Here is a 24950-nt window from a genome sequence, read left to right on the forward strand (position 1 = left end):
CTAACAAAATCAGGCATTTTTTGTGAATTCACCCCCTTTTTAATGCGAAAATGTCCCCCTATGGCCGGGTTGAAATAGTCCTACTTTTGATTGATCAATTTATAAAAGCGGCGGGCGGTACCCCGGTTTATGATTAAATCAAGATTGGCCGGATCCAGTCAAGCCGCCCCCTTATGAGCTGATCCGGCATCCAATTATTCAACTTTACAGCTGTATGAAAAAAACTCTTTACGAAGGCGTTCGGCCAACCGTTAGACCAACCCTCCGGGCGGCCCTGTACACCGTCAGCCGGCCCGCCCGGCAAGCCCTCCCGGCGACTTTGCGCACTGCTTGTTTTTTGCTGTTCCTCGCGTTAACCTCCTTGTCGGCGTTTGCACAAAACCCATTTAACGTGAAAGGGACGGTCACTTCCGAAACCGGCGAAGGGCTGCCTGGTGCTAGTGTGATCCTGAAAGGCACTTCTACCGGCACTACGACAGACGTGGACGGCAAGTATTCGCTCAACGTGCCCGACGGCAGCGGGACGTTGGTATTCACCTACATCGGCTACCTGAACCAGGAAATCGCGCTGGGCAACCGCTCGCAGCTGGATGTAAAACTCGCTCCCAACGACAAGACGCTGGAAGAGATCGTGGTGGTAGGGTATGGCACCCAGAAAAAGGCCACATTAACGGGCTCGGTTTCGGAAGTAAAAGGGGCCGACATTGTGAAAAGCCCGCAACCCAACCTTTCCAACTCGCTTGCGGGCCGTTTTTCAGGCTTTGTGGCCAACAACCGTGGCGGTGAGCCGGGTTATGATGGGTCGAGCTACACGGTGCGCGGGTTCGCTACCACCGGAAATAACGATGTGCTGATCGTCGTGGATGGTATTCCCGGCCAGGTTGGCGGGCTCGACCGCCTCGATCCGAACGATATCGAGAGCATTTCGATCCTGAAAGACGCTTCGGCGGCTGTTTATGGTAGCCGTGCGGCGAACGGGGTGATTCTTGTAACTACCAAGCGCGGTACCACGGGCAAGCCGGTCATTTCTTACAGCTTCAACCAGGGTTTTTCATCGCCTACACGCCTGCCTAAGCTGGCCGACGCGCCTACGTATGCGACGATCATGAATGAGATCGATTACTATAACAACCCGGCGGGCGGGATGAACCAGCATTATTCAGCGGACGAGATCGAGAAGTTCCGCAATGGTTCCGATCCTTTGAATTACCCGAATACCGACTGGCAGAAGGAAACCCTCAAAAGCTTCGCATTGCAGAATCAGCATAGTCTGGCGATCAACGGCGGTACCGACAATGTGAAGTATTATGTGTCACTGGGGACGATTTACCAGGATGGTTTGTACAAAAATGGCGCTACGAAATACAAGCAGTATAATTTCCGCTCGAATATCGACGCCAATGTAACGAAGGATTTCAAGGTCAGTCTGGGCGTTTCGGGCCGTCAGGAGAACCGCGCTTTCCCGATTTCGTCGGCAGGAAACACATTCCGTTCGATTTACCGGGCCTATCCAACCGTTATCGCGCAATATCCAAACGGCTACTACTCGACGGGCGTGGAGAACCAGAACCCCGTTGTACTGGGGACTAACATGGGAGGTACTGTCAGCAACCCGACGTCCGTCTTCAATGGTATCCTGCGTGCGAACTATAACCTTCCGTTTGTGGACGGCCTTTCGGTGGACGGGTTTTACTCGGTGGATAAATCGTTCAACTTCTCGAAGTCGTTCAGCACGCCTTACACGCTCTATAATTACAATAAGACTACCGGGGCTTACTCCGGCGTAGTTACCGGCGGGTCGGCCGGCGCGGCGTCGATTGACCAGTCGCAGCTCAATATTACCAACCTTACGCAGAACTTGCGGTTGAGCTACGTCAAAACGATCGGCAAGCACAATGTGAATGCATTTGTGGCTTACGAGCAAAACAAGCGTAATGAGGCCAAATTCGGTGCAACGCGGATCAATTTCCCGACTACCTCCACGCCTGAACTTTCACAGGGTGGTGCGGCGGCGACCGACAAGAACAACTCGGGTAGCAGCTTCAACTTCACCCGCCGAAGCTACATCGGGCGCTTCGCATACAATTTCAATGAAAAATACCTGGCAGAAGTGCAGGCGCGTGTGGACGGCTCATCGGTTTTCCCGAAAGGCAAGCAATATGGTTTCTTCCCGTCGGTTTCGGCAGGTTACCGCATTTCGGAAGAAGATTGGTTTAAAAACAGCGTTAATTTCATCGACGACCTGAAATTACGTGCTTCTTACGGTACGTTGGGTAATGATAATGTGGGCCAATTCCAGTTCTACAATAACTACTCCTTCGTGAACCAGTATGTGCTGGGCAACAATGTGATTTCTCCGGGTATCGACCTTACGAAGATCGCCAATCCGAACATTACCTGGGAGACTTCCAAGAAGCTGGATATCGGTCTGAATGCGGTGTTCCTGAAAAATTTCAATATCGAAGTGATCTATTTCAGTCAGAAGAGATCGGACATCCTGGCGGCGAGAAATGCTTCTATACCAAATACTTCCGGTATCGTAAACCCTTACAAAACCAATGACAATACCCCATTGGTGCCGGACGAAAATCTTGGAAAAGTGAACAACACCGGAGTGGAAGCGACATTAGGCTATAACCACAATGGCAAGTTCCGCTACAACATTTCAGGAAACATTACCTATGCCAAAAGCAAGGTGATTTTCATCGACGAAGCTCCCGGCGCGCTTGATTATCAGCGCCAGACAGGCGGGCCGCTTTACACCAACCTGCTTTATAATACCCTCGGAATCTTCCGCACGCAAGCTGACCTGGATGCACACCCGCACGTACAAGGCGCGCAGCCGGGCGATTTGATCCTGGAAGACTACAATAAGGATGGCAAAATCACCGCCGACGACCAGGTACGCAGCAAATACGGCAATGTGCCTCTGCTGACTTACGGTTTGACGTTCAATGCGGGTTACGATGCATTCGACCTGTCGTTGGTATTCTCCGGTCAGGGCATGGTAAGCCAGTATGTGTTGCCCGAATCGGGCCAGGTAGGAAACTTTTACAGCAGCTGGGCCGACAACCGTTGGAGCCCTTCAAATCCTGACGGCTCGTTCCCGCGTGTCGACACCCGTGCTTCTTCGTCGATCAACGGTGGTTTGTATGCCAATAATTTCTGGTTGAACAACTCGTCGTTCGTTCGTTTGAAAAACCTGGAATTGGGCTATACACTGCCGAAAGACGCATTGTCGAGGCTTAAAATCGCGTCACTGCGGGTGTATGCGAGTGCATTTAACCTGTTCACGATCACGGGTGTGAAAGATTACGATCCGGAAGGCAATAGCAACAGCGGCCAGTTCTATCCGCAGCAACGTATTCTGAACCTGGGCCTCAATATCAAATTTTAATTGAAATCATGATTAACATGAAAATAAAGAGCTTCACATTACCAGCCCTGGCCGCAGCGATGATGCTTTCGCTGTCTGCGTGCGACCAGAATTTCCTGGATGTCGTTCCCACCGACCGTGTGTCCGATGCCTCCATTCTCTCCGACTCCGTACTTTTCGAAGCATATGTTACGAACCGCTACATGGGCGTCCGCCTGGCCGACAAGGAAGCGGAAGGCACCTTGCCCGGCTTTGGCCGCGGATTTGAATATGCGCTATGGTCTTCCGTTACCGACGAATCAATTTATAACAATGATGATAACACCTGGCTGATCCAGCGCGGGCAGATCGCACCGGAGAACACTGGTATCGCAGGGACATTCTGGGGCCGTAGCTACCGTAGTATCCGCGAGATTAACTACGCGCTGACAAATATCGACGCCGTGCCGATGAGCGCTGCCCGCCGCAGCCGTTTGAAAGGCGAATTGCAGTTCATCCGTGCATTCCGCTACCACGATTTGCTGCGTAATTATGGCAAAGTGGTGTTGCTGGGGGATAAAGTGTACCAAGTAAGCGATGACCTGACGAGCCCGGAGCTGTTCCAGCGATCGGAGATTAAAGCGGGTCTGGACTATGCGATCGCGCAGCTTGACGAAGCAGTCGCGTTACTGCCCGCATCGAACGACAACAGTACCTGGAAGCTCGGCCGTGCTACGAAAGGCGCTGCATTGGCATTGAAATCGCGTCTGGCACTTTATGCTGCAAGTCCGCTTTACAATGCAGGAACATGGCAGCAGGCAGCGGCAGCGGCCAAAGCGGTGATGGATTTGAACAAATACTCGCTCTACACCGGCGGATATGGTAATCTTTTCACGACTACCGATAACCAGGAGATCATTTTCGGCCGTTTGTACGCGGTAGGCGCGCGCCACGTGTGCCTCGAAATTTCGAACGGCCCGAATGGCTACAATGCATGGGGCGGTAACGTGCCGGTGCAGAACCTGGTGGACGACTACGAAATGCTGGACGGTACGCGCATTACCGATGCCAACACGAGCTATGACCCGAAAAACCCGTACAAAAACCGTGACCCGCGTTTTTACGCCACTATTCTTTACAATGGCGCCTCATATCGCGGCAGCACCGTGGAGACCTTCACACCGGGAGGAAAGGATAGCAAGGACGGACCTTCGAACTGGAATACGTCCAAGACAGGCTATTATCTGAAGAAATTCATGAACGACAACCTGCCGATCGACAACCCCTGGGACGTGGCCGGAACGCAGACCTGGATTTACTTCCGGTATGCTGAGATCCTGCTGAACTACGCCGAGGCGCAAAACGAAGCCTCGGGCCCGGATGCAACCGTGTACGCAGCTGTGAATGCGATCCGCCAACGTACGGGTGTGGGCATGCCTGCATTGCCCGCGGGCCTCACACAGGCGCAAATGCGCGAGCGTATCCGCAACGAGCGCCGCATCGAGCTGGCATTCGAAGAGCACCGTTTCTACGATGTGCGCCGCTGGAAAATCGCAAGCACGACCGAAAACGTGCCTGCTTATGGCGTCGAGATCGGCAAGAGCGGCAGCGCGTTTACCTATGCCCGTAAGGAAGCGCTTACCGGCCGCAAGTTCGCCGACAAGCAATACTGGCTCCCGATCCCGCGTACCGAGATCCAGGCTTCGAACAACAAGCTCGAACAGAACCCGGGCTATTAATATCCTTCACTCCCGGCGCCTCAGTCGCCGGGAGTTCTTTTTCTATCCATTCCCTGACAGACCAATTCATGCAAATTTCTCAAAACCTCGGAACATTGTTCCTGGGGTTGCTCATGGCTGCACCCATCAGTTGCCAAGGAAGCGACCCCGTTGCTAAGACCAACGAGCCGGCTGCCGGAACGGTGACGATCCGCATCGATCCAACCAAAACTTATCAAACGATCAGAAATTTCGGTGGTTCCGATGCCTGGGCATGCCAGTTTGTAGGCAACTGGCCGCTGGCCAAAAAGAACGGGATCGCCGATCTGCTTTTCAGCAAAGACACGCTCGCCGACGGTCGTCTGAAAGGCATTGGCCTGTCGCTGTGGCGGTTTAATGCCGGTGGCGGTACAACCGAGCAGGGCGATGCGAGCGGTATCCGCGATGAGTGGCGGCGTGCGGAATCGTTTTTTGCCAACGACGGAGGTTATGACTGGAACAAGCAAGCCGGCCAGGTGTGGTTTCTCAATGCGGCCAGGGAACGCGGTGTAGGCGAGTTTTTGCTTTTCCCAAATACCCCGCCGGTGCAGTTTACGACCAACGGAAAAGGCTATGCCACAAACGGCCAGCCAAACCTTGCCTCCCAGCAGTTCGATAAATTTGCGGGTTACCTGGCCGATGTGATCGACGGCGTGCGCAAGAAAACCGGCATTACGTTTCAGTACGTGAGCCCGGTGAATGAGCCACAGTGGGATTGGAGTGACGGCGGCCAGGAAGGAACGCCGTATTTCAACAACCAAGTGGCAGCCATTACCCGCTCGCTAAGCGCTTCGCTGCTGAAAAAGAACCTTTCAACCAAAATCAATGTGGCGGAAGCCGGGCAGCTCGAATATCTCTATTCGGAGCATAACCGCCCGGGACGTGCGAGCCAGATCGCAGCTTTCTTTGATAAAAACAGCTCCGAATACATTGGTAACCTTCCTAATCTGGTTCCGGCGATTTCGGGGCACAGCTATTTCACTACTTCCCCTTATAAAACCGCCGTTGACAAGCGAAAACAGCTTGCGGGCGGGCTTGCGACCGTACCGGGGCTGGAATACTGGCAGACGGAATACTGCATTCTGGGCGATAACGATGGCGAAATAAAGGGTGAGGGCCGCGATTTGAGCATCACTTCCGGTCTGTACATTGCCAGAGTGATCCACAACGACCTCGTCTATGCGAATGCCACGGCCTGGCATTGGTGGCTTTCCGTTTCGCCTTACGACTACAAGGATGGGTTGGTATACATTGATAAAAACAAAACCGACGGTAGTTTCCAGTCATCCAAAATGCTTTGGGCATTGGGTAATTTCAGTCGTTTCGTGCGTCCGGGCGCTAAGAGGGTGGAGGCATCGAGCAGCCTCGGTACCGACGGGCTATTGGTTTCTTCTTATTTAAATACAAATAATGAACTGGTAACCGTGATCGTGAACAACGACAATCAGGATCGGGAGATTCAGCTCTCGCTCGGATCCGGCCAGAAGCCGGTGGCGACCAGGGTTTACGAAACTTCCGCCGAGCGTGACCTCGCGCCTGTACAGGTAAGCGGTCCGAACGGCAATATTTCGGTAAAAGCGCGGAGCATTGTTACCGTTACCAGCAAAATGTAAGTGGATAGTGTTCAATATGGTATCCTGGACAGGTAGTCCTGGACGGACTTTTTGGGCGGGCCGGTTCTTTGGGATCGGCCCGTTTTCGTCTGTACAGCCATTTTGTAATGTAATAGTTACAACCTAATTTTGACCCAACTACTCACCTAAATCAAATTGTATCTGTTGAAATCCGTTATACGACGGGACAACTCGTGTACGAGACGGCCAAAATAAGTGGCGAAGGCATTGCAGCAAATTCTCTAAAATATTTATGCCCACAAGAAATATCCTTGCATTGCTTGCAACGCTGCTGGTTATCGCAGCAGCCCGTTTATATTGGGTCGAAACCTTCGCGATCCGACTGCCCTTCTGGGACCAGTGGGATGCCGAGGGTGATTTTCTGCTCAGACCGTGGATCGAAGGCCGGCTGAAATTGCATAACCTGTGGGAGCCGCATAACGAGCACCGCATTTTTCCCACGCGGTTGCTGTCGCTGCTGATTTTCAGTGTTACAGGCGTATGGGACAACCTGGTCGAGGCGCGGGTGAACATCCTTGTCGCAGCTTGCATTCCGCTCATTATCCTGCTGTTTTTAATGCGGCAAAAGGCGTTGCACGGCCCGCGCTGGCTGGTGCTGATTGTGATCATCGCCCAGTTTTCGCTGCCATTCGCATTCGAAAACCTACTGATCGGCTTTCAAAGCCAGTTTTATTTTCTCATCATTTTTACACTTTTGGCCCTCATACTGGTCTCCCGCTATCCCGACAGTTTCGTGGCGATGGCTGGTGTGCTGGTACTGTCGTGGCTGAGTGTATTGACGATGGCTTCTGGCATCCTTACGCCCCTGGCGGCGGCGGGCGTGTATGCATTGCAAGGGTTTCAAAAGCGGCAGCTCAATTGGAAACATGTGGCTTTTGCCGCTGTGCTCATTGGCTTATCCGTGGCCGGGTATTTCCTGATGCCGCAGATCGAAGCCAACCACATTTACCGCTCCCGGAACGTTGTCGAGCTACGTAAGGCGTTGCGGTACATTCTGGCCTGGCCGGTGCTGAAAAGCTGGCCTGCTGCGATTGCGTTGTGGGCTCCTGCTGTGGTGATGGTACCCTGGTTTTTGCGGAACCGCACGCTCTCCCGGGCGGACCTGTTCATGGCCGGATGCGTGATGTGGTCGCTCGCACAGACGCTCGCGATCGCATACGGGCGCGGACAGGCGATGCAAACCGTCTCTTCCCGCTACACCGAGCTATTTACCATCGGATTGATCGGCGGTGCCTGGTTTGCAGCACGTTTTATGGAAATTACGCTGAAACACTGGTATATTACCTGGATTGGGGCAGTGTTTTTCGTGGTATTCATCAGGGGGCACATCACTCGCCGCGATCTGGAAATGCATAATGTCCGCACGTCGTACGGCCTCTCCGTGAAACAGGAATCGAACGTGCGCAAGTACCTGAAAACGGGCGACCCGTCGGCGCTGGTTCAACCGCAATTTGAAATACCTTACCCCGATTCCGTCCGCTTGCGCAGCCTGCTCGATAATCCGACGCTCAGGCATATCTTACCACCCTATTTGAGCCAATAGCGTACCCATTTCCTTCCCGGGAAAGCAAATAATATGGTGCCGTTAAATCACTGAAAAGCACGTATAATACCCTGTTTTTACGCCTTTGGATAATCAAAATTGTCAAAGCAGGTAAAAAGAAATAGCATTGTGGCCACATTCCGGACAATGGTCGCGGCAGTTCACGAAAAGCCGGCAGCCATTTGTTACGGAACAAGCGTTCACAAAACAAAAGCTATGAAAATCAGTACACTTTTTACCCTAGTTTGGCTCTGTGTGGCCATGCAATGCTTCGGCCAGGAAAAGCTCTGGACCGCAGCTGACAAACAGTCAACGATCGATCAATTGACCCGCACACGCGATGCATTGGTGAAGGAAACGGAAAACCTCACGCCCGAGCAATGGGCATTCCGCGAGTCGCCCGACCGTTGGTCCATTGCCGAAGTGGTGGAGCATCTGGCGCTCTGGGAGATTGTCTGGTTCAGAGAGCTTAGCATCGGGACAAGAAACAAGCCGCAACCGGAGCTGATCAAAACCACGCGGCCAGACAGCTATTACCAGGAATTCATCATGGAGCCGAACCCTCACAAAGCCGCTGAAATCGCGAAGCCAACCGGGTTTATCAAAGGAAAGGACAACCTGACGTTTTTCCTGCGAGGCCGGGAGCAAAGTATCTCTTTTGTGCGCACCAGCGAAGCCGATATGCGGGCTATTTTCGAGCTGACCGGCACACCCGACCCGCGCAACATGCATCAGGTGCTCATTTACCAATGGGGCCACACGGACCGACATTTGCGGCAGATCCTGAAAGTGAAAAGCCATTCGTCGTATCCACGGTAAGAGGGAGGAAGGAGGAAGGGGAGGAAGGAGGAAGGAGGAAGGGATAGTCCCTCCTCCCTTTCCTCCCTCCCCCCCTTTCTTCCTCCTTTCACCCAAAATAAAAATTGTTTAATTATATAAAAACGTGTAGGATTGCATTCCCGTTACATCTGACGTACCGTTCCTGAATGCAATCCAATCCCGACAACAATGCTGATGACGCTGACTTGTGGAAGTCGTTTCGTGCCGGGGATGATGAGGCGTTCGGGCAGATAGCCCGGCATTACTACAAAAGCCTGTTCAGTTATGGGGCCAAGTTCTCACGTGACCGTGAATTTGTAAAAGATTGCATCCAGGATCTTTTCATGGAACTTTGGGCGAAGCGCGAGACGATAGGGGATACTGAATTTGTAAAATTTTACCTGCTTAAATCTCTTCGCCGGAAAATCTACCGCGAAAGCCAGCGGCAGCAATGGATTAACGACGGGGATGAACTAGACTTTTCTGCCGAAATCACCGGAGACGCCTCCATTGAAGAGCATATCATCGAGATCGAAACCAATGAAGCGATGCTCAAAACGCTCAATCAGCAAATAAACCTGCTCACGCGCCGCCAGCAGGAGGTGATTTACCTCCGTTTTTTTGAAAGTATGGATAATGAAGCCATCGCACAGGTAATGGGGATCACACGTCCCGCCGTTGCCAACCTGCTCTACCGCACCATCCAGGAGCTGAAAGATCGTCTGTAAAGCGTTCGTGCGCTTGTGCAAATCTCCTGATTTGCACACCCCATTCGCAGGCCTCCGGCCGGTCGGTACTGCAAAGACGCTATCGCAGTATAGACTAGCCGGAGGCCCTTTCCTTCCTCCTCCCTTTCCTCCTTCCTCCCTTTCCTCCCTCCTCCCTTTTAAAAAAAAATTGAAATATTTTGATTATTCCAATGCGACCCCTGCCTATGTATAGTTAGAAAACAATTATAACATGGATCAGTACCAGGAATACACCCTTGAAGATTTCGTTCTCGACGCCCGTTTTCAGGGCTGGGTACGGCATCAGGAAGCTACGGATGCGGTATTCTGGAAGCAATATATCGACGAAAACCCTTTGCAGGCAGACGACATTCGAAGCGCCCGCAAGCTGCTCGACGGCGTGTACCGTCATTACCGTACGGACATTGACGAAGTGGAGATCGACCTGGAAATACAGGGACTTTTGGAACGCGTCAGAACGGATAAGTTGCTGGGTTTGAGGACGGAGGAAAAGGAGTATGGAAGAAGGGAGGAGCGAATTGTCAGTGAGCCATTGAAACTCAACGAGTCGCGTGTTGTTAGTGAATCCGGGCGTAGCGTGTGGTTTGGGTCGGCGTTTTGGACTCGGGTGGCGGCTTGTCTGGTGCTGGCGATTGGTTTGGGGTGGATCGGATGGCGGTATTATCGCTTCAATGACGGCTATAACGGGCTGGTATCGGGTAAGGGGCTGGTGGAGCGGGTGAATACTTCCGGGAAACAGCAGGTTATCAAACTCGCAGACGGCACGCAGGTGGTGCTTTACCCGCAATCCCGGCTGAGCTTTGCTGAAACATTTCAACCGGATCAGCGTATTGTATACTTGTTGGGCGATGCCTATTTCCAGGTGGTCAAGGACCCGAAGAGGCCGTTTCTGGTACATACGACGGACTTGGTGACCAAAGTGCTGGGTACCAGCTTCTTCGTGCGGGCGCAGGATGCTTCGGACAAGACGCTGGTAGAGGTGCGGGAAGGAAAAGTTTCTGTTTTTAAACAAAAGGAATTTGCGGCGCGCAAAAATGCCCTGGCCAAAACGCCGAACGGCATGGTACTCACGCCCAACCAGAAGCTCATTTTCGAGCATGCAAGCAGCGAAATGCGCAGGACGCTGAGCGACAATCCGGAAATCGTGCCTTCCGATAACCCGAAGACATTCGAATTTGTAAATACACCCGCTTCCTCCGTGCTCACCGACATCGAAGAGGCTTACCAGATCGACATCATTTTCGACCGTGATGTCATGAAGGGGTGCCCGGTAACGGCATCGCTCGGCGGGCAGCCGATGTTCAGCAAACTGAGCATTCTCTGCGAGGTGATCGAGGCGAGGTACGAAGTGCTCGACGGCAAGATTGTCATTTACAGTAGGGGCTGTAAAAGCTAGAAACCCTGTTTAACCCAACCAAAACCGGATGCCGATGCGTATATAGAAGAAAGTAACCACAAAAAAAGAGTCGGACAATGCTACCAACATGCCCGACCCTCATGAATCCCCATATTTGTTTTCGACCGCAAATACTATCCGTCCTAAGAAGGATAACGGGGATTGTTTTATCAAAATCTAACCTCAATAAAACAGTCAAATGTATGAAAGAAGCTTTTAAGTTTCAATTTATTTTCAATGTGATGCGGATATCGCTGTGCCAGTTTTTACTTGTCGGGTTGTGGGCGCTTGGTACTGCCAAAGCGACGGACGGCAACGCGCAGGCGCTTTTGTCCAAAAAAGTGACGGTGGATATCCAGGAGCAGGGGATCGAGCATGTGCTGGGAAATCTGGAAAAACAAGTGAACGGCAAATTTGTTTACAGCGCGAAAATGATTGGCAGCGAGCGAAAAGTGAGCATTAAGGCAAGCCAGAGACCATTATATAAGGTTTTGGATGAAGCATTGAAACCGCTCGGGCTGCATTACCGGGTGACGGACAACCTGATCATCATCAGTCGGTCCGATAAGTCGGCAGTAGCGCCTACGACGGGCATCCGCAGCCGGGCGGCGGGGTATACCGTTTCGGGGAAGATTACCGACGTGGCGGGCGAGACGCTCAGCGGCGTCACCGTGATCCTCAGCCACAACAACCTCGGCGTGGTGACCGACATTAACGGAACTTACAGCTTCGCCGATATTCCGGACGGTACCTATACATTGAACGTGACGAGCATTGGTTTCACGGCCATTAAGAAAGAAATACAGGTGGCAGGCCAGGACGTGCAGCTGAATATAGAAATGAAAGACGACATTCTGCAATTGCAGGAAATAGTCGTGACGGGCGGTAACCCGAAGAAAAAGATCGAAAGCAGCGTAGCCATTACGACTATCAATAATAAAGACATTCAAACCCGCGCGCCGTTGAACAGTACCGACCTCCTGAAAGCTATCCCAGGCCTGACGGTGGAAAGTACTGGAGGCGACGGGCCCGGCAACGTGTGGGTACGCGGTTTCCCGCAGCAGGGCGGCTATATTTTCCTCGGAATAATGGAAGACGGGCTGCCCGTACTGCCCACAGGTTTCAATTCCATTCCTTCTGTGGACCAGTATTATAAAACAGATTTGACGATTAAGAATATCGAAGCCGTGCGCGGCGGTAATGCGTCGATTGTGATGGCTAACACGCCCGGCGCGGTGATCAACAACCTTAGCTACACCGGTGCGGATAAAACTTACGGCAAATTCAAAGTCACGACCGGCCTTTCACAAGGCTTGTACCGCCTCGACGGTAATGTAGGCGGCAAGGTAAGCGAGCAGATCCGGTACAACATCGGTGGCTTCTTCCGCACCGATAAAGGCATTGTGCCTCCGGGCTATACAGCCAACCAGGGCGGTCAGTTGAAAGGTAATATGACTTTCAATTTCAAAAACCAGAAAGGCTTCGTGCGCCTTTACGGGAAGTATCTCAATGATAAAGTACAGTGGATGCTGACGAGCTTCTATCCCTACGACGGCACAGGTAAGCCCACCAAAACCGGCAATTTCGACATGGTTACGCAGTCGCTGGCGACGATCGATACTAAGTTCAGTTATACCGATGCCAGCGGCGTGACACGTAATTATGATTTTTCCGACGGCATTCACACCAAGCAGGGGTCGGGCGGTTTCCAGTTCAATTACCTGCTGGATAATGGCTGGGAGGTGAATAACAATTTTCGCTACCAGCACACCAACCGCACCGTTACTGCGGGCATTCCGGCAAGCATTACAACCTACAACGGAACGACACCTTATTATTACCTCGATGGCTCAGAGGCCGGTTTGAAAGCGGGCGACAGGATTGTGAATGTGACCGGCATCGGCCAGGAGGGTAAGGATGTTCAGGTTGTTGATTACCTGGATTTTAAAAAGACGATCAGCAACCATAGCGTTGGCTTCGGCGCAGGTATTCACCAGTTCAACCGCAACGACGGACCTAACTATAACTTCTCTTACCAGCAGGAGTTTAAAGAAAATCCTAAAAGACTGCTGACCTCGCCAACGGCGGCCAAAATCACGGCCACCAACCTTGTAACGGTGATCGGCGACACCCGCACATTATCAGCCTATGCATCGGACGAGATCACACTGAATCCCCAATGGCGCCTTGACCTCGGAGCACGCATCGATAACCAGAATGTTTCAGGCAAGCGTCCATTCTACGCATTCAAAGCCGATGGCACACCCGATTACACGAGAGGGGCAGGCCTGACGATCGCGGGTCACACCGATTATTCGGAAACCATCACCAACTGGGCGGCAACGGCTGGTTTGAACTACAAAGTCAACAATGAGGCGGCCTTGTTTGCACGCGCCACACGCGCCTACAATGCACCCACCATCGCGGATTACAACGCCACCGCGTACGATCCGGCGAGGATCAAGAAACGTCCTGTGTACCTGGGTGAAGTGGGGGTAAAGTATGCGAAAAACGACTTTTCACTGTTTGCTTCTGCCAGCTATTCCGCGATCAAGAATGTGTCGTTGTCCATTACAGTACCGACCATTTCCTCGGGTAACCAGGTGCTCGTAGCGTTCGGCTCCACGCGCACTTACAGCGCTGAGTTCGAAGCGTCCTACAAGCTGACAAAAGCCCTGAGCCTTCGCTGGACGGGTACTTTACAGGATTCGAAATACACAGATTATACCGCCAACACCAATACCAACTCGGCCATTGTGGCGATTCTGGGCGATACTACTTACAGCTTCACAGGCAAAAGAACGGAACGCGTCCCCGTTTTCAACACCGAATTGTCGGCGACTTACGATTACAAGAAGTTTAACATTTACCTCGCAGGAAACTACATCGGTTCCCGTTTTACTGCGCCGAGCGATAGCTACAAGCTGCCAGCTTATGTGCTCATGAAAGGTGGTGCCGGGTACAACTTTACGAAAGCGATCAATGCACGTTTCTGGGTTGATAACCTGCTCAATGCAAGAGTATTGACGGAAGGCGATGTGCGCGGCGACCAGTTCCGCAACTTCGCTGCCGTGGAAAAAGGAACAATGATGCCGGGACGCACGATTCTCCCGAGGAGTTTTTGGCTCTCGTTGTCTTACGAGTTTTAATACGATGGATGAAAAGGAGGGCGGGGGAGGCTTCCCCTGCTTTCCGCTTTTGATGCGAATTCAATGAAGGTCATATATTAAATGGTTCATTTTGATGTACATATCTATGCTTAAACCTTTCCCGATTCCGCGCAAAAGCCTTGTTTCGTCGGTGCGCTGGTCCGCCAAACTGATCACAGTCGCCGCCTTTGCTGCATTCACGATGCAGGACACCGTCACCAAACCTGATGAAAGTCGGTTCACGCCTGTTGTCCTGGCCGATAACCTCGATGAACCGATGGCATTCGAAGTGCTGCCCGACGGCAGTTCCTACATTATCGAGCGTAAAGGCGCTTTGAAAAAGTACAATCCGTCGACCAACACCACCGAGCTCATCACGACGATCCCCGTCAATACCAAATATGTGAGCAAAGAGGGCGTCTCGCGAGAGGCTGAGGAGGGTCTAATGGGTATTACCCTGGATCCGAACTTTGCCAAAAACCACTGGATTTACCTCTATTATGCCCATCCCACGGAGAAAAAGCACATTCTGGCACGCTGGGACCTGGTAAGCGACCAACTGGTCGAAAATTCAAAAAAAGTGGTGCTCGAAGTAACTACCCAGCGGGAAGTGTGCTGCCACACGGGTGGCGGTATGACGTGGGATAAAAACGGCAACCTTTTGCTTACTGTTGGCAACAACACCGGTAATGACAAAGCCGCCCAAACCGACGAACGCCCCGGCCGAGAAAGCTGGGACGACCAGGGACATGCCGGTAATACCAATGATTTGAGGGGCAAAATTCTCCGCATTCATCCCGAACCGGACGGTAGTTACACCATTCCGGAGGGCAATCTTTACCCGAAAGGCACTGCGAAAACCCGTCCGGAGATTTACTCGATGGGCCACCGCAACCCATGGCGCATCTCGGTCGACAGCAAGACGGGCTTCATTTACTGGGGCGAAGTAGGACCGGATGCGAACGAGGATTCCGAGATCGGACCGAGAGGCTACGACGAACTGAACCAGGCGCGTAAGCCGGGCAACTTCGGCTGGCCGTGGTTTGTGGGCAACGATCAGGCGTTTCCGGTTTTTGATTATGGCAATAATAAACCCGGCGAGAAGAAAGACCCTAAAAACCTGGTGAACACCTCGCCGAACAATACGGGTTTGAAGGAACTGTTCCCGACCACCCCGAGCTTCATATATTATCCCTACGGCGTTTCGGAGAAGTTCCCGCAGGTAGGCTCAGGCTCGCGCAGCGCAACGGGCGGTCCTATTTACCACCGTTCCGATTTCAAGGCTCCGAAACGTCCGTGGCCGGCTTATTACGAAAACAAATGGATCGCCGCCGACTTCTCACGCGGCTGGATCATGGCCATTACGATGAATGCGCAGGGCGATTACGAATCGATGGAGCGCGTATTGCCGAGCTATCACCCGGTGCAGCCGATCGATATCAAATTCGGGCCGGATGGCGATTTGTACATCCTCGAATACGGCAGCAACTGGTTCCGCAAAAGCGACAATTCGCGGCTGGTGCGCATTGAGTACAATGGCGGAAACCGCAAGCCCGTAGTAGCCGCATCGGCAGAGAAAAAGGGTGGGACGGTGCCATTCGAAACAATTTTGTCCTCCAAAGGCACGAAGGATTTCGATAAAGACGCATTGAAATACAGCTGGAAAGTAACCGGTCCGGGTGTTGCGCCAAAGGTTTTTAGTACTGAAAACCCTGCGGTAAAATTCGATAAAGCGGGCGTTTACACCGCCACTCTGACCGTTACCGATGCCAAAGGTGCCAGCAACAGCCAATCCGTACGCATTATTGCCGGTAACGAGCCGCCGAAAGTGGCGATCAAACTCGACGGTAACAGCACATTTTTCTTCCCTAAAAAGCCGATCGGTTACGCGGTCGGTATTACGGATAAGGAAGATGGCAGCACGGCCGACGGCAAAATCAAAGCGGGGCAGGTGGCGGTAAGTATCGACTATACCGCCGAAGGCTTTGACTATGCCGAAGTGGCCCAGAGCCAGCGCAGCGTGGATGCGACGACGCAATTCGCAGTAGCACAGACATTAATGAGTAAAAGCGATTGCAAAGTGTGCCACCAGCCGAACACCAAGTCGGTAGGGCCTTCATTTGCCGATGTTTCGAACAAATACAAAGCTGACCCGGGCGCATTGGATAAACTGGTGAAGAAAGTACGCGAAGGCGGATCGGGCGTTTGGGGCGAAGTAGCCATGGCGGCGCACCCTGCATTGCCCGTAGCTGATGCCGAAGTAATCGTCAAATACATTCTGAACAGTACCGAAAAAACGCTTTCGACATTGCCGCTGGAAGGGCAATACACCCCCCAGATCCCGAAAACAGACAACGGGAAAGGCTCCGTAATCATCCGCGCCGCCTACACTGACCGTCCTGTGGGCACCACGAAAGCCGTTCCCGCCCAAACCACCGAGGAAATGATCGTGCTTCGCAGTCCGGAGCTTAATGCGGCCGAAGCACCTGTCACGAAAGGTGTCGAAACCAAAGCATTGGGTGTAGCCGGACAAGGCTTTGCCGTGGTCGCGTTTGAAAACAGCTACATCGCATTCCCGGCCATTGATCTCACGGGCATCGATTCCCTCGAACTGAATGCCGCCGCCCAGCAACGCGAAGGCAGCGTGGGAGGAACCATCGAAATTCGCCTGAGTTCGCCGACCGGCACGTTGATCGGCCAGCAAAAACTCGCCGTAGCCAAGCCGGTAGACGTCGCTAAAATGATGGCCGAGCTGGAAAACGGCGCGAAAAAGGAAGGATCGGGTGCTGCCGCAGCATCGACTGCCAAACCGGCACCGGCGCCTCCACGACGCTTCTCGCAGCCCCCTGTTCGAATCGGCATTCAACCTACGACCGGCAAGCAGGACATTTATTTCGTGTTCCGGAACGCCGAAGCTAAGGCTATCGAGCCGCTGATGTCGTTCTCCAAAATCAAGTTTAAAAACAAACCATAACTAATTGAAATATGAAGTTTAACATAAACAGGAGGGATTTTCTCACCCGTGCAGGTGCAATGGCCGCCGGTACGCTGTTGGCGCCCTCGTTGGTCGAAGCTGCCCGCCAGGCAGGCATCACTTTGGCCGAAAAACCAGCCGGTATCCAGCTTTTCACGGTTTTTGAAAAAATGAACACCGACCCGAAAGGTACTTTGGAGCAGATCGCTAAGATCGGGTACAAGGAAATCGAATCCGCATTCAGCACGCGGGGCAAGTATTATGGTTATGAGCCTAAGGAGTTCAAAGCATTGGTGGAAGGTCTCGGCATGACCTGGCGCGCACATCACGCACTAGGCGCACCGTTCAAAATGCCTCCCGGGCGTAAGTTGCCGGTTGGCTCCGACGGAAAGCCCATTACCATCCCGCCGATGAAAAATCTTCGGGATAACTACCAGGAACTTGTAGACGACGCAGCCTCCGCCGGCCTGAGCTACCTCGTATGCGCAAGCACGCCCGTAGGCACAACCGACGAGATCAAAAGCTCTATTGAAGTGTTCCAGAAAACCGGTGAAGCAGCGAAAAAAGCCGGCATTCAATTCGCTTACCACAACCACGCAACGGAGTTCGATCCCGTGGATGGCGGGAAAACGCCTTACGAACTGGTATTGTCCCAAACCGATAAGGACCTGGTGAAAATGGAGCTCGACCTGGCCTGGGCTACCAAAGCCAAAAAAGATCCGGTAGCACTGTTTAAGGAGCATCCGGGCCGTTTCCCGCTCTGGCACGTGAAAGACATTAAGGCAGATCTTGCCACTATTACTGCCGTAGGAACCGGCGTCGTGGAGTTCAAACGCATTTTCGAAGCTGCGCAAATCGCCGGTTTGAAATATTTCTTCGTGGAATACGACCTCGCACCGGGCTTCGAAACGGTAGAAACCTGTTATAAAAACCTGCAAAAAATCCTGGCCTGAGGGTTTTGACCAGGATTTCAAAGCACACGCCAGCGGATTTCCGGGGCGTGTGCTTGTTTTAAGGGTTAGGGGGGAATAGTTGAAATTCGTTCACGCCGAAATAGCCGTGGTAATCCTGAATGGCCAGCCTGAATTTTTGGGCTTTCACAGGTGCGATGGTCTTGTCCCAGTCACCCATTTGGGTGTCCTGCGCCAGCGAAACCCATTGATTTCCTTTTAAATAGAGCACTTCAAACTTTTTGATCTCTGATTTTCCGTACCTGGATTCGCCCAGCTTAATGCGGCCTACGGTCTCCGGCTTGCCCAGATCTACTTCCAGCCAGCCCGTTGGCTCATACAACGCCATGATCTCGGGCGACTGATAATGCAGGTTTTTACCATAATATTTCGAGAAATCGACGTCCTTCCGCCGCCCGATCTTCCAGGCTGTTTTGGGGTTATCATCAAATGCGGACGCCGCGTCGTGGTAAAACTGCCCTACCGCGCTTGAAGCTGTGGCCTTGTGGGCATAAGCGAGCGAGCCGCTGGCTGGCAGCGGAACGGTCGGCGCGATCGTCGAAGCGTCTTTGTCGAGCGTCAGTACGGCAATCGTCGCGATCGGGTCGATTTTGTCTGCGGGGTAGGCGAGGCTAATGCTTTTATTATTTTGTGTGAACTGAACCGGCGTGCCGTCCGGCAGCTTTGCGCTCAGTATTTTGGCGGGAATGGCCGGCAATGCGAGGGTGGTTTTGTCCGCATTTAGCAAATGGACGAACACTTGTTTGCCACGATACGAGCTCACATAGTCGGGAGCGGGGGTGAATACGCCGCCTTTGGTATTGTAAATGGCAGTCCGGTTCTTCGCAATCCAATCGCCCATTTCGCGGGCCCGGGCTGCAAAGTCGGCGGGGAAAATGCCGGTGCTATCCGGACCGATGTTGAAAAGCAGGTTGCCGTTTCCGCCTACACAGCGCAACAGGGTGTGCACCGATTCTTTCAGGCTGCGGGGCGTGTCGCCGAACCTCCATGCCCATTGGTGGCCCATATTGGTGCAGGTTTCCCAGGGTACTTTTCCGTAACCGGCCACAAAACCCTCGGGCGTAGCATAGTCGGCGTATTTGCCCACATAAGCGTGCGATTCGTCGGGTGTGAATGGTTCCAGGCGGTTGTTGATAATGATTTCTGGTTGGAGTTTTCTGGCCAGATCATACACTTTTTTAGGCTCAACCGGCGTCGGCCAGCCTTCGTAATCGATCCAAAGCAGACTGATCTTGCCGTAGTTGGTTAATAGCTCGCGTACCTGTTCGAGTGCACGGTCGGCGAATATGCCGTTCGTTTGCGGATTACGGCAGTCGGGGTCTTTCCAGTCGGCTACTGAAAAGTACCAGCCGATGGGCATATTGGCCTCGTGCGCAGCCTGCGCAAGCTCCTTGCACACATCGCGGCCGAATGGCGTGTGCATGATGTTGTAATCATTGGTTTTGGTATCAAAAAGCGAGAAGCCGTCGTGGTGCTTGGCCGTGAGCACCATATACTTCATGCCCGAAGCTTTCGCGAGTGCTACCCATTCTTTGGCATTGAAGCGGGTAGGGTTGAAGCCGCGGTAGAGCGAGTCGTATTTGGCCTTGCCATAGCCTTCCCGCGACCAGCTGATTTCCTTGCCGATGCGGGAGACGGGCCCCCAGTGAATGAAGAGGCCCATTTTGGCGTCTTGCCACCATTTCAGGCGCTGCGCTTTCGGCATTTCGGTTTGAGAAAATCCGGGTAGCGCAAATGCCGCCAGTAACATTCCTAGTATTGTTTTTTTCATCATCATAAAAATTCAAATCAATGCTTTAAACTTGCGTTATGCCTGCCTGCGTGATGGTGTGCCCCGTCCGTGCGTAATACACGAGGTAGATGTAGCAGAGCACCGGTACGATAAATGCTTTTTGTATTCCAAAACCGTCGGACAGGAGTCCCATTACCGGCGGTATCACAGCTCCGCCCACAATGCTCATGATGATCAGCGAGGAGCCGGTTTTGGTGTAAATCCCTAAATTTTTAATACTGAGCGTGAACAGGATAGGGTACATCACGGAAGTGAACAGCCCTACCAGCGACAACGCATACACCGATACGTAACCGGTGGTTGTCATTGAAATACACACCAGTACCATTGCCGCTGCCGAGCAGAAGGCCAGGGTTACCGGTGGGTTCGCGCTCCGCAGCCAGTAAGCCCCGACCAGCCGCCCGGTCAGCACCAATGCCATGTATAGTGTGATAAATAATGCCGCGCTTTGTTCGGTAAGCCCCGGAATGCCGGACGATTTCGCATAGCGGATCAAAAAGCTCACGATACCCACTTCCGCGCCCAGGTAGCAGAACACGCCGAGCGCGCCGAGAACGGTATGGCGGAATTTCAGAATGTCGCGGATGCTGCCCGTGTGGTTGTCCTCGCCTTCTATTTTGGGTAGTTTAATAAAATACAGGAGGAGTCCGATGGTTAAAAACAGCCCGCCAAGGCTCAAATAGGGCGTTTTCACGAGCTGGGCTTCTGCATTCAGGTAATGGGTCAATTGTTCCGAATTGAACTGCCCGACCGTTTCAGGTGACACTTCCGTCGCATGAAGCAGGAAGCGGCTGCCAATAAATGGCCCGAGCGTGGCACCCACCGAGCCCACTGCCGAAGCGAGGCTCAACCTGCTGGATGCGCGTTCGGGATCGCCGAGGACAGAGATATAGGGCGTCGCGGTTACTTCGAGGAACGTAAAACCGGCTGCCATAACGAACAACGCCGTCAGAAACAGCGGGTAATAACGCATATCGGCGGCGGGGAAGAACAGGAGTGCACCCGCAGCGGCCGTAAGTAGCCCGGTAACCATGCCGGCCTTGTAGCCAAACCGGCCGATAAACTGCCCCACCGGCAATGCCAGCAGGAAATAGCCACCAAAAAACGCCGATTGTACGAGCGACGATTGAAAGTCCGTCAGCTGACAGGCCCGTTTCAAATGCGGGATCAGCACGTCGTTGATATTCCGGCTGAGGTTCCAGATAAACATCAGGCTCATCACAACGAGCAATGGTACCACCACGTCTTTGCTGTTTTTCATTACAAATGGTCGTTGAGTAGAAACACAGGTTTCATTGCGGCCCAATGCTCGCCGGCTGGGGCTTCGGAAAGTTTCTGCTGGAAACTGCCCATCCATGCGGCCCATTCTCCCTGCCGGGGCAGGGTAGCCATTTTATCGAATGCGGTTTGGAGGTCGGTGGTCTCGTCATGCTCCACGATCATGAACAAATGGCGGCCGATCCGGTAAATCTGCATATCGGTAATGCCCGCATCGCGAATACCGGCCGGGATTTCGGGCCAGATGTTTCCTGGTTTGTGGTGATGTTCGTACGATGCGATGAGTTCGGCGTTGTCGACCAGGTCGAGGGCCATGCACGTTCTTTTTGTTGCCATTGCTTATCTTCTATAACCTAATTCCGCACCGCCGCTAACGGGCATGATGCAACCTGTTACAAACCGCGCCGCATCCGAAACCAGGAATACGGCCACATCGGCGATTACGTCGCCCTCGGGGCAATGGCCGAGCGGATGGATATCGTCCAGGTACTGTTCGATTTCGCCTGCATTCGGCTGCTCGCCTGCCCATTTGCGCAGCATGGGTGTCCATACACCCGCAGGGCAAACGGCATTCACGCGAATGCCGAAAGGGGCATAATCCAGCGCCATGGCCTTCGTCAGGGCGCTCATGCCGCCCTTTGTCGCCACATATGCGGCGTGGTTCTCCTGGCCTATTTCACCCACCATGCTGCTGGTGTTGAGGATATTGCCGCGGGTTTGTTTCAGGTATTCTAAACCGTATTTGGTGGTGTAGTAAACGCTTTTCAGGTTGATCTCGAAAAGGCTGTCCCATTCGTCTTCCGAAGTCTGGTCGAGCGGCCTGGATGGGCTGGCGATGCCTGCATTGTTGTGGATCACGTGCAGGGTGCCGAAGGTAGCTACCGTTTGTTGGATAGCGGTTTGAATGTCGTCTTTTTGCCTGACATCACCCGGTAGTGCCAGCAACGCATCGCCAAACTGTGTTCGTAGCTCGTTCAGGGCGTTTTCGTCCCGGTCGAGCACGCCCACACGTGCCCCCGCACGCAGGTAGGCGGTCACGCATTCGCGCCCGATACCCGATGCGCCGCCGGTGATAAAAATCGTTTTACTGGTCAGATTCATAATGCTCGTTTTTGCTGTGGCGGTCAGTCATTCAGGTCGCTGCCGCTGCCCGGTATTTGCGGTACCTGATAGTAACCGTCCCTGATTTCCGCCGGATGCGCAAAATACGTCCGTAAATGCGGAATATGTTCCAAAAACAAATGCTCATGCCCCATGCCGATGTGGTTGAACAGCACCAGATGCTGGTGGATCTGTCCCATATCGCCCACGTGTGGCACCACCGGAATCCCCATTTGCCGGGACAGCAGGCTGATCGTCAGGAATTCTGATATGCCGCCTACCCGCACGGCATCCACCTGGCAGAAGTCCATGGCACCGGCTTGCAGGAAGTTTTTGAATATCACCTTGTTGGGAATGTGCTCGCCCGTAGCCACTTTAAAAGGGGCAATAGCGCTTGCGATAGCCTGGTGGCCCGTCACATCGTCGGGATGGGTAGGTTCTTCGATCCAGAAAGGGTTGATGTCGCTGAGTTTTTTACAAATATCCAATGCCTGCGGCAGGTTCCATTTCTGGTTGGCATCCACCATAATGGTTGCGCCGTCGCCCGCCGTTTGGCGGATCAACCCGGCCCTGCGGATGTCGCGTTCCGGGTCGTCGGAGCCGACTTTAAGCTTCATCGCATTAAAACCGTTATCCATGGCCTTGCGGGTATTTGCGACGATCTTTTCATCGGGATAGTTGAACCAGCCCACGGAAGTATCGTAACCCCGGTAGCCCGACGAAAGGACGGACGTGCGCGTGTTCCGGGTAGGCAAATGGCTTTCCAGCAGTGAAATGGCCTGGTCGCGGGTTAATATTTCTTCAAGGTAACTGAGGTCGAGGGTATTCACAAGCTGTGTGGGCGTGAGATCGAGCAACAACTGCCAGAGCGGCACCCCGCGCGACTTGGCCCAGAGGTCGTAGCAGGCATTTACGACAGCCGCAAGCGCCAGGTGAATCACACCCTTATGCGGCCCTAGCCAGCGGAGTGAAGGCGAATCGGCCATACGACGGTATTCGTTGCCGAAGTCGGCCATGAGCGTTTCGATTTCCTTTCCTTTTAATGCAACCGAGAGGTATTCAATGGCTTTGCAAACAAGATCGTTCCCGGCGCCAAGTGTAAATGCGAGACCGACGCCTGTAACCGGCGTGCCCGTGTGCAGGCAACAAACGGCATAGGCGTATTGCGGGGTGGTGTGTGTAGCGTCCGAGCCGACCCCTTCCGCCAGGTCGAAGCGCTTGTCTTTTATTTCAATGGATGTAATAATATGCATGTTTTCAGCGGATGTCAATATGATACCAATTCGGATTCTTGCCGGAGTTGCAGTTTAGTGAAATGGAGAAAGCTTGCAATAGTGTTGAAAAATAGATTCTTATCGGTGTTACATTATATTTTAGTGTTAAAAGGGTCCGGAATATTTGGATATCATTTTTTTGCTTGGTTGGTTTGCTACTGAATTTGTACAAAAATATGGGTGATAAATCCTGTAAGTTAATGGCGGATTGATAACTTGTAGTACTAAGTTTGCTTAACTCCCGAAACTATGAAAGCTACCTACACCCTCCTTCCTGAATTTGCGCCTTCGCAGAAGCCATTTGTCGTAAAAAAGACGGTGAGGCCGTATTTTTCGACGGATTTTCACTTCCACAAAGAATGCCAGCTCGTGTACGTGCTTTCAGGTTCAGGTACGCGCATTATCGGTCACTCGACCGAGCGGTTTGAAGAAGGCGATCTGACATTTGTAGGCGCCAACGTGCCCCACGTGTGGTATAGCGAGTCAAAACCGAATGAACCGGCGTTCGAGGCTGTCTCGCTCGCGCTGTATATTAATCCGGAAACGGTTTGCGAGTACTTGAGTGCGCTGACCGACACCGTGGAGCTGCGGCAGTTTTTTAAGGAATCGGAGCGGGGAATACGGATATGCGGAGAGAAAAAGGCATTGATTACCGACATTTTGAAACAAATGCTCGGGCAGCAGAACCGTCACGTAGGAATGCTCGCATCGTTTCTGCAAATTCTCGATCAGCTGCTCGATCCGGAGGAGCTGGTGTGGCTCAACGTTCCGGACCCCATTTCGAGCTATACCACTCAGACCTCCGGCCGCGTACCCAAGCTTATGCATTTCATCCAGCAGAACTTCAAGGAGGACATTACTTTGCAACAAGCCGCTTCGGTAGCCGGATTGCAAATCCATTCATTCTGCCGTTTTTTTAAGACACTCACCAACCGCACCTTCTCCGATTTCCTGAACGAGGTACGCATCGGTTTTGCCTGCAAGCTGTTGCAGCAATCGGATCTGTCGGTTACGCAAATTGCGCTGGAATGCGGCTATTCAAATATTTCCTATTTCAACCGGTGCTTCAAGAAGATCAACAAAATGTCGCCGAAGGCATACCGGAACGGGCGTGTAGCTAAAAGTTAGCCATCCGCCCACGGGTGACGGATGGCTCTA

At 52.8% G+C, this 24950-nt stretch carries 16 protein-coding genes; 11 read left to right on the forward strand and 5 right to left on the reverse strand.

The window, feature by feature from the left end:
- Nucleotides 1-214 precede the first annotated feature (214 nt).
- The 10 genes from ACTJJJ_RS02590 to ACTJJJ_RS02635 all read left to right on the forward strand — a co-directional run bounded on the left by ACTJJJ_RS02590 (nucleotide 215) and on the right by ACTJJJ_RS02635 (nucleotide 18329).
- A complete protein-coding gene (locus ACTJJJ_RS02590) occupies nucleotides 215-3397 on the forward strand; it encodes a SusC/RagA family TonB-linked outer membrane protein (RefSeq protein WP_440701395.1) in 3183 nt (1060 codons plus the stop codon).
- Between the two features lie 17 nt (nucleotides 3398-3414).
- A complete protein-coding gene (locus ACTJJJ_RS02595) occupies nucleotides 3415-5094 on the forward strand; it encodes a RagB/SusD family nutrient uptake outer membrane protein (RefSeq protein WP_188930979.1) in 1680 nt (559 codons plus the stop codon).
- Nucleotides 5095-5162: 68 nt separating this feature from the next.
- The gene (locus tag ACTJJJ_RS02600; RefSeq protein WP_440701396.1) at nucleotides 5163-6725 is read left to right on the forward strand and encodes a glycoside hydrolase family 30 protein; all 1563 of its coding nucleotides are present in this window, start codon (nucleotides 5163-5165) and stop codon (nucleotides 6723-6725) included.
- 253 nt (nucleotides 6726-6978) lie between these two features.
- Complete coding sequence (locus ACTJJJ_RS02605; RefSeq protein ID WP_440701397.1) at nucleotides 6979-8289, forward strand: hypothetical protein; 1311 nt, start codon at nucleotides 6979-6981, stop codon at nucleotides 8287-8289.
- 216 nt (nucleotides 8290-8505) lie between these two features.
- Nucleotides 8506-9108: a DinB family protein gene (locus ACTJJJ_RS02610; RefSeq protein WP_426294925.1), complete on the forward strand. Its 603-nt coding sequence runs from the start codon at nucleotides 8506-8508 to the stop codon at nucleotides 9106-9108.
- 167 nt (nucleotides 9109-9275) lie between these two features.
- Nucleotides 9276-9836, forward strand: coding sequence for an RNA polymerase sigma factor (locus ACTJJJ_RS02615; protein WP_426294924.1), 561 nt, complete (start codon nucleotides 9276-9278; stop codon nucleotides 9834-9836).
- 232 nt (nucleotides 9837-10068) lie between these two features.
- Nucleotides 10069-11253: a FecR family protein gene (locus tag ACTJJJ_RS02620; protein ID WP_440701398.1), complete on the forward strand. Its 1185-nt coding sequence runs from the start codon at nucleotides 10069-10071 to the stop codon at nucleotides 11251-11253.
- Nucleotides 11254-11456: 203 nt separating this feature from the next.
- The gene (locus ACTJJJ_RS02625; RefSeq protein WP_440701399.1) at nucleotides 11457-14402 is read left to right on the forward strand and encodes a TonB-dependent receptor domain-containing protein; all 2946 of its coding nucleotides are present in this window, start codon (nucleotides 11457-11459) and stop codon (nucleotides 14400-14402) included.
- A 106-nt stretch (nucleotides 14403-14508) separates the two neighbouring features.
- Complete coding sequence (locus ACTJJJ_RS02630) at nucleotides 14509-17376, forward strand: PQQ-dependent sugar dehydrogenase (RefSeq protein WP_440701400.1); 2868 nt, start codon at nucleotides 14509-14511, stop codon at nucleotides 17374-17376.
- A gap of 11 nt (nucleotides 17377-17387) precedes the next feature.
- Nucleotides 17388-18329 carry a TIM barrel protein gene (locus ACTJJJ_RS02635; RefSeq protein ID WP_426294920.1) on the forward strand — a complete coding sequence of 314 codons (942 nt, stop codon included), beginning with the start codon at nucleotides 17388-17390 and terminating at the stop codon, nucleotides 18327-18329.
- A 58-nt stretch (nucleotides 18330-18387) separates the two neighbouring features.
- Here ACTJJJ_RS02635 and ACTJJJ_RS02640 read toward each other — a convergent pair whose 3' ends face one another.
- Genes ACTJJJ_RS02640 through ACTJJJ_RS02660 form a run of 5 tightly spaced genes read right to left on the reverse strand, consistent with a single transcriptional unit; the run spans nucleotide 18388 to nucleotide 23771 of the window.
- A complete protein-coding gene (locus ACTJJJ_RS02640) occupies nucleotides 18388-20097 on the reverse strand; it encodes an alpha-L-fucosidase (protein ID WP_440701401.1) in 1710 nt (569 codons plus the stop codon).
- A 46-nt stretch (nucleotides 20098-20143) separates the two neighbouring features.
- Nucleotides 20144-21400: an L-fucose:H+ symporter permease gene (gene fucP, locus ACTJJJ_RS02645; RefSeq protein ID WP_440701402.1), complete on the reverse strand. Its 1257-nt coding sequence runs from the start codon at nucleotides 21398-21400 to the stop codon at nucleotides 20144-20146.
- A complete protein-coding gene (locus ACTJJJ_RS02650; protein ID WP_188930963.1) occupies nucleotides 21400-21753 on the reverse strand; it encodes an L-rhamnose mutarotase in 354 nt (117 codons plus the stop codon). Before ACTJJJ_RS02650 ends, fucP begins: the two co-directional genes overlap by 1 nt.
- 3 nt (nucleotides 21754-21756) lie before the next feature.
- Entirely contained in the window at nucleotides 21757-22518 is a 762-nt protein-coding gene (locus tag ACTJJJ_RS02655; protein WP_440701403.1) for an SDR family NAD(P)-dependent oxidoreductase, read from the reverse strand.
- Between the two features lie 23 nt (nucleotides 22519-22541).
- Nucleotides 22542-23771, reverse strand: a complete 1230-nt coding sequence (locus ACTJJJ_RS02660) for an enolase C-terminal domain-like protein (protein WP_440701404.1) — start codon at nucleotides 23769-23771, stop codon at nucleotides 22542-22544.
- Nucleotides 23772-24041: 270 nt separating this feature from the next.
- Here ACTJJJ_RS02660 and ACTJJJ_RS02665 point away from each other — a divergent pair, with 270 nt between their 5' ends.
- Nucleotides 24042-24920, forward strand: coding sequence for an AraC family transcriptional regulator (locus ACTJJJ_RS02665; protein ID WP_188930956.1), 879 nt, complete (start codon nucleotides 24042-24044; stop codon nucleotides 24918-24920).
- The last annotated feature ends 30 nt before the right edge of the window (nucleotides 24921-24950 follow it).

It is taken from the genome of Dyadobacter sp. 22481 (assembly GCF_052044875.1).
Taxonomy (GTDB): Bacteria; Bacteroidota; Bacteroidia; order Cytophagales; family Spirosomataceae; genus Dyadobacter; species Dyadobacter endophyticus.

Bases quoted from the DNA above. Each gene is read 5' to 3' on its own strand.
- ACTJJJ_RS02610 (WP_426294925.1), top strand. From the start codon at position 8,506: ATGAAAATCAGTACACTTTTTACCCTAGTTTGGCTCTGTGTGGCCATG.
- ACTJJJ_RS02640 (WP_440701401.1), bottom strand. From the start codon at position 20,097: ATGTTACTGGCGGCATTTGCGCTACCCGGATTTTCTCAAACCGAAATG.
- ACTJJJ_RS02590 (WP_440701395.1), top strand. From the start codon at position 215: ATGAAAAAAACTCTTTACGAAGGCGTTCGGCCAACCGTTAGACCAACC.
- ACTJJJ_RS02620 (WP_440701398.1), top strand. From the start codon at position 10,069: ATGGATCAGTACCAGGAATACACCCTTGAAGATTTCGTTCTCGACGCC.
- fucP (WP_440701402.1), bottom strand. From the start codon at position 21,400: ATGAAAAACAGCAAAGACGTGGTGGTACCATTGCTCGTTGTGATGAGC.
- ACTJJJ_RS02615 (WP_426294924.1), top strand. From the start codon at position 9,276: ATGCAATCCAATCCCGACAACAATGCTGATGACGCTGACTTGTGGAAG.
- ACTJJJ_RS02630 (WP_440701400.1), top strand. From the start codon at position 14,509: ATGCTTAAACCTTTCCCGATTCCGCGCAAAAGCCTTGTTTCGTCGGTG.
- ACTJJJ_RS02655 (WP_440701403.1), bottom strand. From the start codon at position 22,518: ATGAATCTGACCAGTAAAACGATTTTTATCACCGGCGGCGCATCGGGT.
- ACTJJJ_RS02625 (WP_440701399.1), top strand. From the start codon at position 11,457: ATGAAAGAAGCTTTTAAGTTTCAATTTATTTTCAATGTGATGCGGATA.
- ACTJJJ_RS02635 (WP_426294920.1), top strand. From the start codon at position 17,388: ATGAAGTTTAACATAAACAGGAGGGATTTTCTCACCCGTGCAGGTGCA.
- ACTJJJ_RS02605 (WP_440701397.1), top strand. From the start codon at position 6,979: ATGCCCACAAGAAATATCCTTGCATTGCTTGCAACGCTGCTGGTTATC.
- ACTJJJ_RS02660 (WP_440701404.1), bottom strand. From the start codon at position 23,771: ATGCATATTATTACATCCATTGAAATAAAAGACAAGCGCTTCGACCTG.
- ACTJJJ_RS02595 (WP_188930979.1), top strand. From the start codon at position 3,415: ATGAAAATAAAGAGCTTCACATTACCAGCCCTGGCCGCAGCGATGATG.
- ACTJJJ_RS02650 (WP_188930963.1), bottom strand. From the start codon at position 21,753: ATGGCAACAAAAAGAACGTGCATGGCCCTCGACCTGGTCGACAACGCC.
- ACTJJJ_RS02665 (WP_188930956.1), top strand. From the start codon at position 24,042: ATGAAAGCTACCTACACCCTCCTTCCTGAATTTGCGCCTTCGCAGAAG.
- ACTJJJ_RS02600 (WP_440701396.1), top strand. From the start codon at position 5,163: ATGCAAATTTCTCAAAACCTCGGAACATTGTTCCTGGGGTTGCTCATG.